General features: G+C 72.8%; 13 protein-coding genes. 4 read left to right on the forward strand and 9 right to left on the reverse strand.

The genetic code is table 11. The features are described from left to right. Positions 1-42 precede the first annotated feature (42 nt). The 4 genes from SHK17_RS01800 to SHK17_RS01815 form a co-directional block, all read right to left on the reverse strand. Complete coding sequence (locus SHK17_RS01800; RefSeq protein ID WP_172269159.1) at positions 43-939, reverse strand: carbohydrate ABC transporter permease; 897 nt, start codon at positions 937-939, stop codon at positions 43-45. Continuing rightward, entirely contained in the window at positions 936-1,913 is a 978-nt protein-coding gene (locus SHK17_RS01805; RefSeq protein ID WP_172269162.1) for a carbohydrate ABC transporter permease, read from the reverse strand. The genes SHK17_RS01800 and SHK17_RS01805 overlap by 4 nt, the downstream gene beginning before the upstream one ends. Before the next feature lie 4 nt (positions 1,914-1,917). Then, positions 1,918-3,228 carry an ABC transporter substrate-binding protein gene (locus tag SHK17_RS01810; protein WP_172269165.1) on the reverse strand — a complete coding sequence of 437 codons (1,311 nt, stop codon included), beginning with the start codon at positions 3,226-3,228 and terminating at the stop codon, positions 1,918-1,920. 137 nt (positions 3,229-3,365) lie between these two features. Next, complete coding sequence (locus SHK17_RS01815; protein WP_322920880.1) at positions 3,366-4,373, reverse strand: LacI family DNA-binding transcriptional regulator; 1,008 nt, start codon at positions 4,371-4,373, stop codon at positions 3,366-3,368. Positions 4,374-4,520: 147 nt separating this feature from the next. Between SHK17_RS01815 and SHK17_RS01820 the strand changes: the two genes are divergently transcribed. Then, positions 4,521-6,443, forward strand: a complete 1,923-nt coding sequence (locus SHK17_RS01820; RefSeq protein WP_322920881.1) for a sugar-binding domain-containing protein — start codon at positions 4,521-4,523, stop codon at positions 6,441-6,443. A 10-nt stretch (positions 6,444-6,453) separates the two neighbouring features. Here SHK17_RS01820 and SHK17_RS01825 read toward each other — a convergent pair whose 3' ends face one another. The 5 genes from SHK17_RS01825 to zwf all read right to left on the reverse strand — a co-directional run bounded on the left by SHK17_RS01825 (position 6,454) and on the right by zwf (position 12,034). Then, positions 6,454-7,431 (reverse strand): pyridoxal-phosphate dependent enzyme, encoded by a 978-nt coding sequence (locus SHK17_RS01825; RefSeq protein ID WP_322920882.1) that lies wholly within the window; start codon positions 7,429-7,431, stop codon positions 6,454-6,456. Between the two features lie 42 nt (positions 7,432-7,473). Continuing rightward, the gene (locus SHK17_RS01830; protein ID WP_322920883.1) at positions 7,474-7,935 is read right to left on the reverse strand and encodes a PPOX class F420-dependent oxidoreductase; all 462 of its coding nucleotides are present in this window, start codon (positions 7,933-7,935) and stop codon (positions 7,474-7,476) included. A gap of 94 nt (positions 7,936-8,029) precedes the next feature. Continuing rightward, entirely contained in the window at positions 8,030-8,689 is a 660-nt protein-coding gene (eda, locus tag SHK17_RS01835; protein ID WP_322920884.1) for a bifunctional 4-hydroxy-2-oxoglutarate aldolase/2-dehydro-3-deoxy-phosphogluconate aldolase, read from the reverse strand. Next, positions 8,673-10,547, reverse strand: coding sequence for a phosphogluconate dehydratase (gene edd / locus SHK17_RS01840; protein ID WP_322920885.1), 1,875 nt, complete (start codon positions 10,545-10,547; stop codon positions 8,673-8,675). The genes eda and edd overlap by 17 nt, the downstream gene beginning before the upstream one ends. Continuing rightward, complete coding sequence (zwf, locus tag SHK17_RS01845) at positions 10,544-12,034, reverse strand: glucose-6-phosphate dehydrogenase (protein WP_322425196.1); 1,491 nt, start codon at positions 12,032-12,034, stop codon at positions 10,544-10,546. Before zwf ends, edd begins: the two co-directional genes overlap by 4 nt. Positions 12,035-12,135: 101 nt before the next feature. Here zwf and SHK17_RS01850 point away from each other — a divergent pair, with 101 nt between their 5' ends. From SHK17_RS01850 to SHK17_RS01860, 3 genes are all read left to right on the forward strand, one after another. Continuing rightward, positions 12,136-13,320: an ROK family protein gene (locus SHK17_RS01850; RefSeq protein ID WP_322920886.1), complete on the forward strand. Its 1,185-nt coding sequence runs from the start codon at positions 12,136-12,138 to the stop codon at positions 13,318-13,320. A gap of 18 nt (positions 13,321-13,338) precedes the next feature. Further along, complete coding sequence (locus tag SHK17_RS01855) at positions 13,339-14,376, forward strand: LacI family DNA-binding transcriptional regulator (RefSeq protein WP_322920887.1); 1,038 nt, start codon at positions 13,339-13,341, stop codon at positions 14,374-14,376. Between the two features lie 673 nt (positions 14,377-15,049). After that, the gene (locus SHK17_RS01860) at positions 15,050-16,015 is read left to right on the forward strand and encodes an ABC transporter substrate-binding protein (protein WP_322425193.1); all 966 of its coding nucleotides are present in this window, start codon (positions 15,050-15,052) and stop codon (positions 16,013-16,015) included. Positions 16,016-16,054 lie beyond the last annotated feature (39 nt).

The following is a 16,054-nucleotide window of genomic DNA, read 5'->3' on the forward strand; positions in this document are numbered from 1 at the left end:
GCCCCGGAGCGATCCTCCGGGGCGTCGTCGTGTCCGGGACCGTCAGCCCTTGAGCCCGGCCCGCGACACGCCCTCGACGACGAAGCGCTGCGCGGCGGCGTAGAGGACGAGCACCGGCACGGACGCGATCACCGCGCCGGCCATCAGCAGGTCGTAGCGCACGGCGTTGGCGTTCTGCAGCGTGGCGAGGCCCGCGGGCAGGGTCTGGCTCTCGGGGGAGAACAGGACGTAGACGGGCCAGAGGAAGTCGTTCCAGTTGGTGAGGAACGACAGCATGCCGAGGGTCACCAGCGCCGGTCGCGACAGCGGCAGCACCACGGTGAGGAACGTGCGGAAGCGCCCGGCCCCGTCCATGGCGGCCGCCTCCTCGAGCTCCGGCGGGATGCCGAGGAAGAACTGGCGCATGAAGAAGACGCCGAACGCGCCGGCCGCACCCGGCACGATGACCGCGGCCAAGGTGTCGAGCCACCCGATCCGGCTGGTGATGAGGTAGTTGGGGATCAGCAGGATCACCGGCGGGATGAAGAGCGTGCCGATGATGATCCCGAAGATCCACTTCTTGCCGGCGAAGTCCATCCGCGCCAGCGCGTAGCCGGCGAGCGCCGCCGTGGCGACGATGAGCAGCGACTGCAGGCCGGCGGCGACGAGCGAGTTGACGAGCCAGCGCACGACGGGAGTGCCGTCGTTGCCGAGGATGGCGTCGAACGCCTGGGTCGTCGGGTCGTCCGGGATCCACTGCGGGTCGGGCGAGGCGGCGTCGCCGGTGGTCTTGAACGCCGTCGAGAGCATGTAGACCAGCGGGCTGATGAACAGCAGCGTCAGGACGCCGAGGACGCCGTACTGCAGGATCCGGCGCAGCTTGGCCGGACTGCCCGCCGAGCCGCTGTGGTCGTCGCGGTGCTCGGTGGCGGGCTCGCGGGTGGGGGTGGCGGTGCTCATCGTCGGCTGCCCTCCGGCTCACGGTCGCGGAACAGGAAGAACACCAGCGTGCTGACCAGCATCAGGAAGAAGGAGAAGATCATCGACATCGCGGTCGAGTCCCCCGAGTTGAAGTTGGTCAGGCCGGTGTCGGCGATCTGGTAGATCGCGGTGCGGGTCTCCGTGCCGGGTCCGCCCTGGGTCATCAGGAACGACTGCCCGAACATGTTGACCGAGGCGATGATCGTCACGCTCGTGACGAACAGCAGCACCGGACGCAGGCCGGGGAGCGTGACGTGGATGAACCGCTGCCAGCCGTTGGCGCCGTCCATCCGCGCGGCCTCGTAGAGGTCGGGGGAGATCTCCCCGAGCGCGGCGAGGTAGATGATCGCGTTGAAGCCGAGCGTCCACCACACGGTGACGCCGACGAGCGAGATCCACGCCCACGGCTGCGACGTCAGCCACGCGGTGTCCGACGGCAGCCCGAGCACGCCGAGGTAGTGGTTGACGAGCCCGATGTTGGAGTCGAGGAGGTAGCGCCACAGCACCGCGACCACGGCCACGCCGAGGACGTACGGCGCGAAGTACATCGCCCGGAACAAGTTGCGGCCGCGGAACTTCTCGTTCATCACCATCGCCACGAGCAGCGGCAGCACCAGCAGCAGCGGCACGGAGAGCGCGGTGAAGATCCAGGTGGCCTTCATGGAGTCCCAGAACGCCTCGGCGTAGGGCGACGTGCCGTCGATGAGCCCGGTGTAGTTCTCCAGCCCGACCCACGGCTTCTCCGGCAGCGAGTAGTCGTACTCGTGCAGGCTGATCCAGAGGCCGTAGGCGAACGGCGCGATGACGAAGGCCAGGAAGAGCAGCAGGTAGGGGGCGAGGAACAGGTAGGCGTCGCGGGTCTCGTGCTCGCGCCGCCCGCCCGGTGGCGCACCGGAGGCCGGCGCGGACCGGACGTCCTCGCTCGCGTCGTCCACCGTCTGGGTCGTGGTCATCGTGTCACCGCCCGAACTTGTCGAGGTTGGCCTGGAGCAGCTGCGTCGCGCGGCCGGCGGCGTCGCTGAGGGCTTCGTCCGGCTTGAGCCGGCCGAGGATGGCCTCGCTCACCGCCGTCTCCAGCGTCTGCGTCTGCACGTCCGGGACGCCGGGGACGCTGGGCAGGAAGCGCATCGCCGGGATGGCAGAGGCGAGCGCCGACTGCGGGGAGTCCTTGAACTCCGTGGACTCGCGCGCCTCGTTGAGCGCGGGGATCATGCCGGCGCCGGACCAGGCCGCCGACTGCTCGGTGAGGTAGCGGATGAACGCCTTGCCGGCCTTCAGCCGGTCGTCCTCGGGCTCGCGGTCGCGGAAGAGGACGAGGTGGTGGGAGTTGGCCCACACGGCGGGCTGCTCGCCGATCGTCGGGATCGGCGCGATGCCCCAGTCGAGGTCGCCGCCGGCGGCCTGCAGGTCGTTGATCTGCCAGATGCCGTCCCAGGTGAAGGCGCCCTCGCCGTTCTTGAAGGCGGTGTACTGGGTGTCCACGGCGACGTTGTCGGGGCTGTAGCCCTCCTCGACCTGGCGGCGCATCCACGACAGCGCCTCGACGCCCGCGTCGCTGTCGAAGAGCGCCTCGCTGCCGTCCTCGGCGTAGGGCTCGCCGCCGAACTGCCACAGCAGCGAGAGGAACATCAGGTGGGCGGGCCAGCGGTTCGGCATCCAGAAGGGGGTCTCGACGCCCTCGCCGGTCATCTGGTCGAGCACCTGGCGCAGCTCGTCGCCCGTGCCCGGCTGCCCGGAGGCGCCGACGCGCTCGAGCATCGAGCGGTTGGTGTAGCTCGCGAGGCAGTGCACGTCGAGCGGCACGCCGTACCGGACGTCGTTGACCATCCCGCCGTTCCAGACCTGCTCGGGGTACTGGTCGGCGCTGATGCCGAGCTCCTCGAGGACGTCGTCGAGCGGGTTGAGCGTCTGGCGGGCCGACTGGGTGGCCAGCTGCTCGAGGTGCATGGCGCCGACGTCGGGACCGCGGCCGGCGTGCACCGCGGCCACGACCCGCTGGTAGTACTGCGCCCAGTTGATGGTGTTCTGCTCGACGGTGATGAGGTCCTGGCTGGAGTTGAACCGGGCGACCAGGTCGCGCATCGCGGGGCCGTCGCCGCCGGTGAACCCGTGCCAGTAGCTGATCGTCACCGGCGGCCCGTCATAGCTGGCGCCGAGCGCGGCGCCGGTGTCCACCACCGGCGTGGTCGCGCCTCCGCACCCGCTCACCACGGACGCCACGGTCGCGCCGCCGGCGACCGCCAGCAGCTGTCGTCGGGTCAGGGTCATCGCTCAGCTCCTCGGGATGCGCGCGTCGGGGGGCCGCGCGACAGGTCCGGTCTACTACGGATTTCCAACGATGTAAAGCAGGGGATGTGGCGTCCGCCACAGGCCGACGGTCGGCAGTCGGCGGGCGGCCGACGGGCTCAGCGGTCTCCGGCGGTGCTGTCCCGCTCGACCACCACGAAGGGGACGTCGGGGTCCGGCGACTCCTCGACGCCGGACAGCCGGGCGTGCAGCGTGTGCACGGCGCGGACCGCGAGCTGCACCTTGTCGGGCGACACCGTCGTCAGCGTCGGCACGCTGTAGGCGCACTCGTCGATGTCGTCGAAGCCGCCCACCGCCACGTCCTCGGGCACCCGGACCCCGTGCTGGCGTAGCGCGGCCAGCGCCCCGAGGGCGAGGAGGTCGTTGAAGCAGAACACCGCGTCGAACGGGGCGCCGGCCGCTACGAGCCGGTGGATCGCCGCGGCCCCGTCGGCCCGGCGGTAGTTGGCGGCCGGCGCCCACAGCTCCTCGTGCCAGGGGATGTCGAGCTCCTCGTGCGCGCGCTGGTAGCCGGCCAGCCGGAGCCGGGCCGCGCTGACGTGCCGCTCGGTCGGGGTGCCGACGACCGCGATCCGCCGCCGCCCGGCGGCGAGCAGGGTGTGCGTCAGCCGCGCGGCCGCCTTCACGTTGTCGATGCGGAGGTGGTCCACGGTGCTGTCGGTGACGTGCTCGCCGAGCATGACGACCGGCGTACGTCGTGCCGTCTGCTCGATGTCCTCGCGCAGCAGGCCGAGGGGGCTGAGGATGACCCCGTCGACGAGCCCCGGCCGGATCCCCGAGAGCACCTCGAGCTCGCGCTGCCGCTCGCCGTCGGTCTGCTCGACGAGCACCGTCAGGCCGAGCCGGTCGGCCGCCTCGATGACGTGGGCGGCCACCTCGGCGAAGTAGACCTCGTCGAGCCGGGGCACCCCGAGCGCGATGACGCCCGTACGCCCCGTGCGCAGGCTGCGCGCCTGGAGGTTCGGGCGGTAGTCGAGCTGCTCGACGGCCGCCTCGACCTTCGCGCGGGTCGTCGCGCTGACGTGGGGGTAGCCGTTGATGACGTTGGAGACGGTCTTGACCGAGACCCCGGCCAGCAGCGCGACGTCCTTGAGCCTCACCGCCATGAGCTGTCCTCCGTGACACGGCGCCGTGCGCCGGCTGGGTTGCTGCGCGTCTCCAACGATGTAAACATACGAGGAACCCGCGTCGTCCGCCACGACCCCGTGTCGCCCGGCGCCGTGCCGCCGCCGTCCACGACCCTAGGAGAGCACGTGCCCGAGTCTCCCGTCACCGCCCCGGACGCCAGTGGGACCGACCCGGGGACCGACCCGGGGACCGGTGCGCTGGACCCCGCCGACGAGCTCCTGCACCCCCGACCGCAGTTCGCCCGGGCGGAGTGGACCGAGCTCGACGGCCCCTGGCAGTTCGCGTACGACGACGAGGACGCCGGCCTCGACGCGACGTGGGCCGCCCGCGAGGACGTCTTCGACCGCGAGATCGTCGTCCCCTTCCCGCCGGAGTCGCGGCTCTCGGGGATCCACGACCCCGGCTACCACCCCGTCGTCTGGTATCGCCGCGTCGTGCCGTGCCCGCGGCCCGGCGACGGCGACCGGATCCTGCTGACCTTCGGCGCGGTCGACTACCGCTGCACGGTCTGGGTCAACGGCCACCGCGTCGGCGACCACGAGGGCGGGCACTCGTCGTTCACCCTCGACGTCACCGCCGCCCTCGAGGCCGACACCGACAACCAGGTCGTCGTCGTGCGGGCCGAGGACTGGCACGACGACGTCACCCAGCCGCGGGGCAAGCAGGACTGGGCCGAGAAGCCGCACACCATCTGGTACCACCGCACCACCGGGATCTGGCAGCCCGTGTGGTGGGAGCGGGTCAGCCCCGCCCACCTCACCGACCTGCACGTCACCCCCGACGTGGTGCGCGGCCGCATCGACGTGGAGGCGCGGGTCCCCAGGTCGGCCGGGCCCGGCCTCGCGCTGCGCTGCCGGGTGCGGTTCGAGGGGGAGACCCTCGCCGAGACCACGGTCACCGTCGTCGACCCCGACCTGCGGCTGTCGGTGGAGCTGCCGTTCGCCCGCAACTACCAGGAGGTGCACCGCATCACCTGGCGACCCGAGTGGCCCAACCTCCTCGACGTCGACCTCACGCTGCTGCGCGACGGCGAGCCGGTCGACGAGGTCACCAGCTACACCGGCTTCCGCCAGGTCGGCTACGCCGACGGGCACTTCCTGCTCAACAACCACCCCTACTTCCTCCGGCTGGTGCTCGGCCAGGGCTACTGGCCCGAGTCGCACCTCGCCGCGCCGTCGCCGGCGGCGCTGCGTCGCGAGGTCGAGCTCATCAAGGAGCTCGGGTTCAACGGCGTACGCGTCCACCAGAAGGTCGAGGACCCGCGCTTCCTCTACTGGTGCGACCGCCTCGGCCTGGTGGTGTGGGGCGAGATGCCCAGCCCCTACGCCTACTCGCCGACGATGGTCGAGCGCCTGACCCGCGAGTGGCTCGAGGTCGTCAGTCGCGACCGCAGCCACCCCTGCATCGTCACGTGGGTGCCGCTCAACGAGAGCTGGGGCTTCCAGATGGTCGAGCAGGACGCCGCCCAGCGACACTTCGCCTCCGCGCTCTACCACCTGACCCGGTCGGTCGACCCGACCCGGCCCGCGATCAGCAACGACGGCTGGGAGCACACCGACAGCGACATCTGGGGCGTGCACGACTACGGCCCGAGCGGCCGCGGGCTCCGCGAGCGCTACGGCACCCGCGAGGCGCTCGACCGCAACCTGCGCGAGGGCCGTCCCGGACGCCGTCGGGTGCTGCTCGAGGAGGGCACCGACCGCGGCCAGCCGGTCGTGATCACCGAGTTCGGCGGCCTGTCCTTCACCCCGGACGAGGGCCAGGACTGGTTCGGCTACTCCACCGTCGCCAGCGCCGACGACCTCGTCGCCAAGCTGGCCGAGCTCGTCGACGCGCTGGTCGACAGCCCCACCATCGCGGGCTTCTGCTACACCCAGCTCACCGACACCGAGCAGGAGGACAACGGCCTCCTGACCGCCGACCGTGAGCCGAAGGCACCGGTGGAGCGCATCCGCGCGGCCCTGTCGCGACCCGCGCGCTCCGACCCGGCCAGCGAGGTGGACCAGACCCGCGAGGAGGCCGCGGCACCGACCGGCGACGCCCCCTGACCTGCGTCGCTCAGGCCTCGCGCCAGGGCGAGGCGTGCGGGTGGCCGAACAGGCCGGGCAGGCCACCGCTGTGCAGCAGGACGGTCCGCGACCCGGCCGTGACGACACCGTCGCGGACGCCCGCGACGAGGCCGGCCGCCGCGCGGCCGGTGTAGACGGGGTCGAGGACGATGCCCTCGGTCCTGGCGACCAGCTGCATCGCGGCGCGGGTGTCGTCGGTGAGGACCTCGTAGCCCGCGCCGACGAGGTCGGAGCGGATCCGGAGCGTCCCGGCGGCGGCGTCGTCGGGAGCGATCGCGCCCCACAGTGAGCGGACGCGGTCCTCGGCGTCGTCGACCGCACCGGTGTCGACGCCGAGGACCCGCTCGGGCCCCAGGGCGCTCACCAGCCCCGCCATCGTCCCTCCCGAGCCGACGGCCACCACGACGTCACGCAGGTCGGGAGCCTGGTCGAGGAGCTCACGGCCCGCGTCCTCGTACGCGCGGGCGCCGACGGCGTTGGAGCCACCGAAGGGGATCACGCCCGGACGCCTCCCCGCGGACCGCTCGTGGTCGGCCGCGTCCTGGACCGCCGCCGCGAGGCCCTCGGCGCCGACGTCGCCGGCCCACACGATCCGGGCACCCAGCAGCCTGTCCAGCAGCAGGTTGCCGGTCTCCGTGGCGGGCTCGTCCCCCACCAGCACGAGGACGACCGGCACCCCGAGCCGGGCGCCGGCGGCAGCGGTCAGGCGCGCGTGGTTGCTCTGCGGGGCCCCGCTGGTCACGACCACGTCGGCGCCGTCGTGCAGCGCGGCAGCCATGGTGCGCTCGAGCTTGCGGACCTTGTTGCCGCCGCCGCCCAGCCCGATGAGGTCGTCGCGCTTCACCCAGAGGTCGTCGGGCCCTAGCCCCAGCGCCACGCCGAGCCGCGGCATCGGCTCGAGCGGCGTGGGGAGGGTGGCCAGCGCCGCGGTCTCGGGGCCGGTCGGGCGGTAGGGAGGAAGGGCCATGCGGTCAGCCTCGCAGGGTGGGAGCGCGCACCGGACGCGGCGTCAGGCGAGCCGCGCCGGGAACCCGCCGGTGGCGACGGGACCCCAGTCGGTGGGCGTCACGCGGATCAGCGACTTGCCCTGGTCGAGCATCGCCTGGCGGTACTCCTCCCAGTCGGGGTGCTCGCCGGAGATGGTGCGGAAGTACTCGACCAGCCCTTCGACGGCCTCGGGCACGTCGAGCACCTCCGCCTCGCCGTTGACCTGCACCCACGGCCCGTCCCAGTCGTCCGAGAGGACGAGGACGCTGACGGCGCGGTCGCGGCGCACGTTGCGGGTCTTCGCCCGCTCCGGGTAGGTCGACACGACCAGGCGTCCGGCGCCGTCGACGCCGCCCGTCACCGGCGAGGCCTGGCTGGTGCCGTCGGCGCGCCGGGTGATGAGCACGAAACGGTGCCGGGGTCGGACGAAGTCGAGGAGTCCCTCCAGGTCGACGCGGGTGGTGGTGGCCACGGTGCGGGGCATCGGCGTCCTTCCGGTCGCGGGCGGGTGCGGGTCGCTCACCTCGAGTCAACCGGCGACCGGCGCCGCAGCCAACCCCCGGAGGGGTCGGTGGTGCTCAGGCCGCCGCGGCTCCCGCTCGCAGGCCGGCCGCCTCGCGGGCGAGCCGCTCGACCTCGGCCCAGTCGCCGCGTCGTACGACGTCGGCGGGGGTGAGCCAGGATCCGCCGACACAGCCGACGTTGGGCAGCGCGAGGTACGACGCCGCGCTGGCGGCGGTGATGCCGCCGGTCGGGCAGAACCGCGCGTCGGGCACGGGGGAGGCGATCGACTTCAGCCACGGCGCGCCGCCGGCGGCCTCGGCGGGGAAGAACTTCATCTCGGTGTGGCCGGCCTCGAGCACGGCCATCACCTCCGACACCGTCGCGGTGCCGGGCAGGAAGGGCAGGCCCGTGCCGGCCATCGCCGCCAGCAGGGTCGGCGTCGCGCCGGGGGAGACGAGGAAGGTGGCGCCGGCGTCGCGGGCCGCCTCGGCGTGGGCCGGCGCGAGCACGGTGCCGGCCCCGACGAGGATGTCGGGCACCTCGGCGGCGATCGCCCGGATCGCGTCGAGGGCGACGGGGGTGCGCAGGGTCAGCTCGATCGCGGGCAGGCCGCCGGCGACGAGGGCGCGGGCCAGCGGGACCGCGTGGGCGACGTCCTCGACGACGACCACCGGCATGACCGGGACGACGTCGAGCAGGGACCCCAGGGTCGGGGACTCAGGCGTGCTGGGCAACGGGCACCTCCGGGGACGGCATGTCGAACGCGGGGAAGACGCTGGCGCCGGCGTCGGCGGGACCGACGGTGGCGCGGAAGGCGGCGAAGAGCTCGCGGCCGGTGCCGGCGAACTCGGCGCCCTCGGGCGCGCGACCGGTCGCCGGGCGGCTGCGCAGCGCGGCCTCGTCGGCGACGACCAGGCGGCCGGTGAGCGCGTCGACGGTGACGACGTCGCCGTCGACGATCCGCGACAGCGGACCACCGAGCGCGGCCTCCGGGGTGACGTGGATAGCGGCGGGGACCTTGCCGGAGGCGCCGGACATGCGGCCGTCGGTGACGATGGCGACCTTGTGCCCGCGGTCCTGCAGCACCCCGAGCGCGGGGGTGAGCTTGTGCAGCTCGGGCATCCCGTTGGCCGCCGGTCCCTGGTAGCGGATGACGGCGACGAGGTCGCGGCCGTCGAGCCGCCCCTCGGCGAAGGCGGTGAGGAAGTCGGCCTGGTCGTCGAAGACCAGCGCCGGCGCGGTCACCACCCGGTGCTCGGGAGCGACGGCGGACGTCTTGATGACGGCCGTGCCGAGCGGGCCGGTCAGCACCTTGAGGCCGCCGTCGAGGGCGAAGGGCTGGTCGGCCGGCCGCAGCACGTCGTGGTCGAGGCTGGCCTTGGGGCCCTCCTCCCACGTGAGGTCGTCGCCGCGCAGCACCGGCTCGCGGGTGTAGAGCGACAGCCCGCGGCCGACGATCGTCTGGACGTCCTCGTGCAGCAGGCCGGCCCCGAGGAGGGTGTGCACGAGGTAGGCGATGCCGCCGGCGGCGTGGAAGTGGTTCACGTCCGCCTGGCCGTTGGGGTAGATCCGGCACAGCAGCGGCACGACGGCCGAGAGGTCCGACAGGTCCTCCCACGTCAGCGCGATCCCCGCGGCGCGGGCGATGGCGACGAGGTGGAGGGTGTGGTTGGTCGAGCCGCCGCTGGCGAGCAGGGCGACGCAGGCGTTGACGATCGTGCGCTCGTCGACCAGCTCGCCGATCGGTGTCGGCTCGCCGCCCTGGCGGGTGATGGCCACCGCCCGGGCCGCAGCCGCTCGGGTGAGCGCGTCGCGCAGCGGCGTACCGGGGTTGACGAAGGAGGAGCCGGGCAGGTGCAGGCCCATCACCTCCATCAGGAGCTGGTTGGAGTTGGCGGTGCCGTAGAACGTGCAGGTGCCGGCCGAGTGGTAGGACGCGGCCTCGGCCTCGAGCAGCTGCTCGCGGGTGGCCTTGCCCTCGGCGTGGAGCTGGCGGATCCGCGCCTTCTCGGCGTTGGGCAGGCCCGAGGGCATCGGCCCGGCGGGGACGAAGACGGTGGGCAGGTGGCCGAACGACAGCGCGCCGATGAGCAGCCCGGGCACGATCTTGTCGCAGACGCCGAGCAGCAGCGTCCCGTCGAACATGTCGTGGCTGAGCGCGATCGCGGTGGACATCGCGATCACGTCGCGGCTGTAGAGGGACAGCTGCATCCCGGCGCGACCCTGGGTGATCCCGTCGCACATGGCCGGGACGCCGCCGGCGACCTGGGCGAGCCCGCCGGCGCGCACGGCCGCCTTCTTGAGCACGGGCGGGTAGTCCACGAACGGCTGGTGCGCCGACAGCATGTCGTTGTAGCTGGTGACGATCGCGAGGTTGGGCTTGGTGCGACCGCGCAGGGCGGTCTTGGCGGCCGGCTCGCTGGCGGCGAAGCCGTGCGCGAGGTTGGCGCAGCCGAGGTCGGTGCGCGCGGCCGGGCCGGTGCCGGCGGCGGCGCGCACCCGGGAGAGGTACGCCGCGCGCGAGGCGGTGCTGCGCTCGACGAGCCGGGCGGTCACCGCGGCGACGACGGGGTGCATGCGGTCGGTGGTCATTCGATCTCCTGCCAGGTGCGGCCGTCACGCTCGAGGAGCATGGCCGCGGCGGTCGGGCCGGACGTGCCGGCGGGGTAGCGCTTGGGGTGGTGGCCGTCGGCCCTCCAGCGGCACAGGATCGGCTCGACCCAGGCCCAGGCGGCCTCGACCTCGTCGCGCCGCATGAAGAGGGTCGGGTTGCCCTTGATGACGTCCATGAGCAGCCGCTCGTAGGCGTCGGGCGACCGCTCCGAGAAGGCGGTCGCATAGCTGAGGTCGAGCGAGACCGGGTGCAGCCGGATGCCGCCGGGGCCGGGCTCCTTGGCGGTCATGTGCAGCCGCATGCCCTCCTCCGGTTGGAGCTGGATGTGCAGCCGGTTGCCCAGCACCGCGCCCTCGGAGTGCGGGAACATCGCGTGCGGCGGCTCCTTGAAGACCACGACGATCTCCGACAGCCGCCGGCCCATCCGTTTGCCGGTGCGGAGGTAGAACGGCACCCCGGCCCAGCGCCAGTTCTGCACCTCGGCGCGCATCGCGACGAAGGTCTCGGTGCTCGAGCCGGTGTGCCCGAGGTCCTCGGCGTAGGACGCCACCACGCGGCCGTCGACGACGCCCTGGCCGTACGCCCCGCGGACGGTGTCGCGGTCGACGTCGGCGGGCCCCATCGGCTTGAGCGCCTGCAGCACCTTGAGCTTCTCGTCACGGACCGTCTCGCGACCGACGTACGTCGGCGGCTCCATGGCGACGAGGCAGAGCAGCTGCAGGAGGTGGTTCTGCACCATGTCGCGCAGCGCGCCCGAGGTGTCGTAGTAGGCGCCGCGGTCGCCGACGCCAAGGGTCTCGGCAACGGTGATCTGCACGTGGTCGACCCAGCGGGAGTTCCACAGCGGCTCGAGGAACGTGTTGGCGAACCGGGTGACGAGGAGGTTCTGGACGCTCTCCTTGCCGAGGTAGTGGTCGATCCGGAAGACCTGGTGCTCCTCGAAGACCCGGCCCACGGCGTCGTTGATCCGCTGCGCCGAGGCGAGGTCGGTCCCGACCGGCTTCTCCATGACGACGCGCGAGGTCGGCTCGACCACGCCGATCTCGTCGAGCCGCTCGCAGATGGGCCCGAACAGCGCGGGCGCGACGGCGAGGTAGAAGGCCCGGACCACGCCTCGGTCGCGCTCCTTGAGCATCCCGTGCAGGTGGTGCCACCCGTCGGGGTCGCTCGCGTCGACCGTCAGGTGGTGGAGCCGGTCGAGCATCCGGTCGACGGCGGCCGGCTCGAGGTCGGCCGGGTCGACGTGGCGACCGAGCGCCTCGCGGGCCAGGGCGCGGTAGGCCGCGTCGTCGTGGTCGCTGCGGGAGGCGCCGATGATGCGGAAGTCGCGGGGCAGCTGGTGCTCGCGCTCGCGGTGGTAGAGCGCCGGCAGCAGCTTGCGCAGCGCGAGGTCTCCGGTGCCGCCGAAGACGACGAAGTCGCAGTCCGGGAGCTCGGTGGCGAGCTCGGTCGTGGGCAAGGTCACGCGACGACGCTAACCCATCTTCGGCTCACTGTGACCCCTTCTTAGGACTTTCGTGTGCATAAGTCGGCGAGGGATGGGTCTCCACGCCTAGGATCTCGGCGATGAACGAGACCGCAGGGGACCTGCTCGAGCTGGTGCGCACCGGCCGGGCCAGCACCCGCTCCGAGCTGCGCCGGCTGACCGGCATGTCCCGCACCGCGGTCGTCTCCCGCGTCAACGCCCTCGCCGACGCGGGACTGCTGCTGCTCGGCGAGGAGCTGGCCAGCACCGGCGGTCGGCCGCCCGGCAGCCTCGTCTTCAACGTCGACGCCGGCGTCGTCCTCTCGGTCGCCATCGGCCGCTCGCGCACGCAGCTGGCGAGCTTCGACCTCGCCGGCACCGAGCTCGCGACCGCGTCCGTCGAGCACGAGGTCGGCGCCGGCCCCGACGCGGTCCTCGCGCCGGTCGCCGCCCGGCTCGGCGACCTGCTCCCCGACGACCGTTCGGTGCTCGGCGTGGGCATCAGCCTCCCCGGCGCCATCGATCCCGAGCGCGCGGTGAGCCTCGCCTCCCCGGTGATGGCGGGCTGGGACGGCGTCGACCTCGCGCCCTACGTCGCCGACGTCACCGACGCCCCGCTCCTCGTCGGCAACGACGCCGACGTGCTGGCCCTCTCCGAGCGGCTCGGGCACGGCACGACGTACGCCGACATGCTGGTGCTCAAGGCCTCCACCGGCCTCGGCCTGGGGATCGTCGCCGGCGGCGAGGTGGTCAGCGGCCACCTCGGCGGCGCCGGGGACCTCGGGCACGTCAAGGTCGGGGCGGGTGCCGGTCGGTCGTGCCGGTGCGGCGCCGAGGGGTGCCTCGAGACGGTGGCGGGCGGCTGGGCGCTGGTGGCGCGGCGCGCCGGCTCGGGCCGCGACGTCCACCACGTCCGCGAGCTGACCGCGCTCGCGATCGCCGGCGAGGCCGAGGCCCGCGCGATGCTGCGCGAGAGCGGCCGGCTGGTCGGCGAGGTGCTCGCCACGGCGATCACCCTGCTCAACCCGCAGGCGGTCGTCGTGGGCGGCGACATGTCCGCCGCCTTCGACGTCTACGCCGCCGGCCTGCGCGAGAGCGTCTACGCCGCGTCCACCGTCCTGGCCACCCGCGACCTGCAGGTGCTGCCGTCGACGTACGGCGACCGCGCCGGCCTCGTCGGGTGCGCCGTCATGGCGCTCGACCACGTCCTGGCTCCCAGGTCCGTCGACGCCCGGCTCGCCGAGCTCGCACGCGCGGGTCCGAGCGCGGCCCCGAGCGCGTGGTGAGCACCTAGGATCGCGGCCATGGGGGAGCAGCGCGCGCGGAGGAACGGCCCACGCCGGTCCCCCAGCATGGCGGAGGTGGCCGAGCGGGCGGGGGTGTCCCACCAGACGGTGTCGCGCGTGCTCAACGACGCCTCGCTCGTCAAGGAGGAGACCCGGTTGCGGGTCCAGTCGGCGATCGAGGAGCTCGGCTACCGCCGCAACTTCGCCGCCCGGGTCCTGGCCACGAACCGCTCGGGCCGGATCGGGATGGTCACCGCCCACCTCGCCCTGCACGGCCCGAGCATGATCGCGCTCGGCGTGCAGGAGGCCGGCCACCGCGAGGGCTACGACGTCTCGCTCGTGGGGCTGTCGGAGTTCTCCCTCGAGGCGCTGCAGAGCGCCGTCGACCGGCTCTACGACCAGGCCGTCGAGGCCATCGTGGTCGCCGTCGCCCACCGCGAGGCGGCCGAGATGACGCGCTCCCTGCAGCTCACGATCCCCCTGGTGACGGTGCAGGGCGTCACCGCGGGCGCCCCGCTCACTGCCGGCATCGACCAGGCGGCGGGCGCCGAGCTCGCGGTCGGCCACCTGCTCGACCTCGGCCACCGCAAGATCGCCCACCTCAGCGGCCCCCTCGACTGGGTCGAGGCCGACCAGCGGCGCGCCGGCTGGCGGCGCGCGCACGAGCGGCGCGGCCTGCTCCCCGGTCCCGAGCTCGACGGCGACTGGTCGGCCGACAGCGGCCACGCCGCGGGGCTGATGGTCGCCGACGACCCCGACGTCACCGCGGTCTTCGCCGGCAACGACTCTATGGCGCTCGGGCTGCTGCATGCCCTCCACGAGCGCGGGCGCCGGGTGCCCGACGACATCAGCGTCGTCGGCTTCGACGACGTCCCCGAGTCGGCGTTCTACTGGCCCGCCCTCACCACGGTCTCCCAGGACTTCTCCGAGCTCGGCCGCCGCGCCCTGGACCTCGCCCTCGCCGCCGTACGCGGCGATGAGCAGGCCACCGCCGAGCCGATCGAGCCGACGCTCACGGTGCGGGCCTCCTCTGCCCCGCCCTCGCGGACGTCCTGACGTCGGGTCCCCGCGCCGCCGCCCCGCGCCCGCTGGTGGGCGGTGAGTGACGCAGGTTCTCCGAGCCCAGAACCTGCGTCACGCACCGCTGCGGGCGTGTCGGCGTACGACGCGCGGGTGGGCGGTGAGTGAGGCAGGTTTTCCTCGCCCAGAACCTGCCTCACTCACCGCTGCGGGCGTGTCGGCGTACGACCCTCGGGCGGGCGGTGAGTAGGGCAGGTTTTCCGTGCCCAGAACCTGCCTCACACACCGCTGAGGGCGTGTCGGCGTACGACCCGCGGGTGGGCGGTGAGTGAGGCAGGTTTTTCCGCGCCGAGAACCTGCCTCACTCACCGCGCGGCGATCAGAGGAGCGGTGGCTGAGCCACATCCGCGGCGTACGACATGTGGCTGGCGCACCGCTGCGGGCGTGTCGGCGTACGACGCGCGGGTGGGCGGTGAGTGACGCAGGTTCTCCGAGCCCAGAACCTGCCTCACTCACCGCTCCGAGACCCCACCGCCAGAGTGAGCGTTCACATTTCAATGAAGATTCTGGGCGCCAGTCACTTGACGGCCGCCAATGTTAGCGCTCACACTCATCGGACGTGACACCAGTCACACGGGCTCACAAGCCCCTTTGATGTGGAGGAATGACAGTGGTGAAGAAGACCTTGGTCGCTGTGGCGGCGATCTCTTTGAGCACCTTCGCTCTCACCAGCTGCGGGAGCAGCTCCGACGCGGACAGCGGGTCGGACAGCGGCGGTGGCGACGGGACCATCACGATGGGCTTCGCGCAGGTCGGCGCCGAGAGCGGTTGGCGCACGGCGAACACGAAGTCCATCCAGGAGACGGCGGAGGCCGAGGGCATCGACCTGAAGTTCACCGACGCCCAGGGCAAGCAGGAGAACCAGATCCAGGCGATCCGGTCCTACATCCAGCAGAAGGTCGACGTCATCGCCTTCAGCCCCGTCGTGGAGACCGGTTTCGACGCCGTCCTCCAGGAGGCCAAGGCGGCCGGGATCCCCGTGATCCTCACCGACCGCGCGGTCGACGTCGACGACCCGTCGCTCTACGAGACCTTCCTCGGCTCCGACTTCGTCCTCGAGGGCGAGAAGGCCGGCCAGTGGCTGGTGGAGAACGCCGCGGACTCCGACGTCGACGGTGACGGCACGGTCAACGTCGTCCAGCTGGAAGGTACGACCGGCGCCGCGCCGGCGATCGACCGCGCCGAGGGCTTCGCGTCCGAGATCGCCGCCGACGACACGATCGAGGTGACCGCGTCGCAGACCGGTGACTTCACGCGTGACGGCGGCAAGCAGGTCATGGAGTCGTTCCTGCAGTCCGACGACAGCATCGACGTCGTCTTCGCGCACAACGACGACATGGGCCTCGGCGCGATCGAGGCGATCGAGGCCGCCGGTCTCGAGCCCGGCAAGGACATCAAGATCATCACGATCGACGCGGTCAAGGACGGCATGCAGGCCCTCGCCGACGGCAAGATCAACTACATCGTCGAGTGCAACCCGCTGCTCGGGCCCCAGCTGATGGACCTCGCCCAGAAGGTCCTCGACGGCGAGGAGGTCCCCGAGCGGGTCGTCACCGAGGAGGCCGCCTTCACCCAGGAGCAGGCCAAGGAGGCCCTGCCCGACCGGCAGTACTGAGCCGCAGCGCGGCCCGCGCCACCCGCGGGCCGCGCCGCA

Origin of the sequence: Nocardioides renjunii (assembly GCF_034661175.1) — a bacterium.
Lineage (GTDB): Bacteria > Actinomycetota > Actinomycetes > Propionibacteriales > Nocardioidaceae > Nocardioides > Nocardioides renjunii.

Excerpts from the sequence above, each read along its gene's own strand:
- SHK17_RS01815 (WP_322920880.1), bottom strand. The coding sequence starts at position 4,373 with ATGGCGGTGAGGCTCAAGGACGTCGCGCTGCTGGCCGGGGTCTCGGTC.
- SHK17_RS01850 (WP_322920886.1), top strand. The coding sequence starts at position 12,136 with ATGAACGAGACCGCAGGGGACCTGCTCGAGCTGGTGCGCACCGGCCGG.
- SHK17_RS01830 (WP_322920883.1), bottom strand. The coding sequence starts at position 7,935 with ATGCCCCGCACCGTGGCCACCACCACCCGCGTCGACCTGGAGGGACTC.
- edd (WP_322920885.1), bottom strand. The coding sequence starts at position 10,547 with ATGACCACCGACCGCATGCACCCCGTCGTCGCCGCGGTGACCGCCCGG.
- SHK17_RS01810 (WP_172269165.1), bottom strand. The coding sequence starts at position 3,228 with ATGACCCTGACCCGACGACAGCTGCTGGCGGTCGCCGGCGGCGCGACC.
- SHK17_RS01800 (WP_172269159.1), bottom strand. The coding sequence starts at position 939 with ATGAGCACCGCCACCCCCACCCGCGAGCCCGCCACCGAGCACCGCGAC.
- SHK17_RS01825 (WP_322920882.1), bottom strand. The coding sequence starts at position 7,431 with ATGGCCCTTCCTCCCTACCGCCCGACCGGCCCCGAGACCGCGGCGCTG.
- SHK17_RS01805 (WP_172269162.1), bottom strand. The coding sequence starts at position 1,913 with ATGACCACGACCCAGACGGTGGACGACGCGAGCGAGGACGTCCGGTCC.
- SHK17_RS01855 (WP_322920887.1), top strand. The coding sequence starts at position 13,339 with ATGGGGGAGCAGCGCGCGCGGAGGAACGGCCCACGCCGGTCCCCCAGC.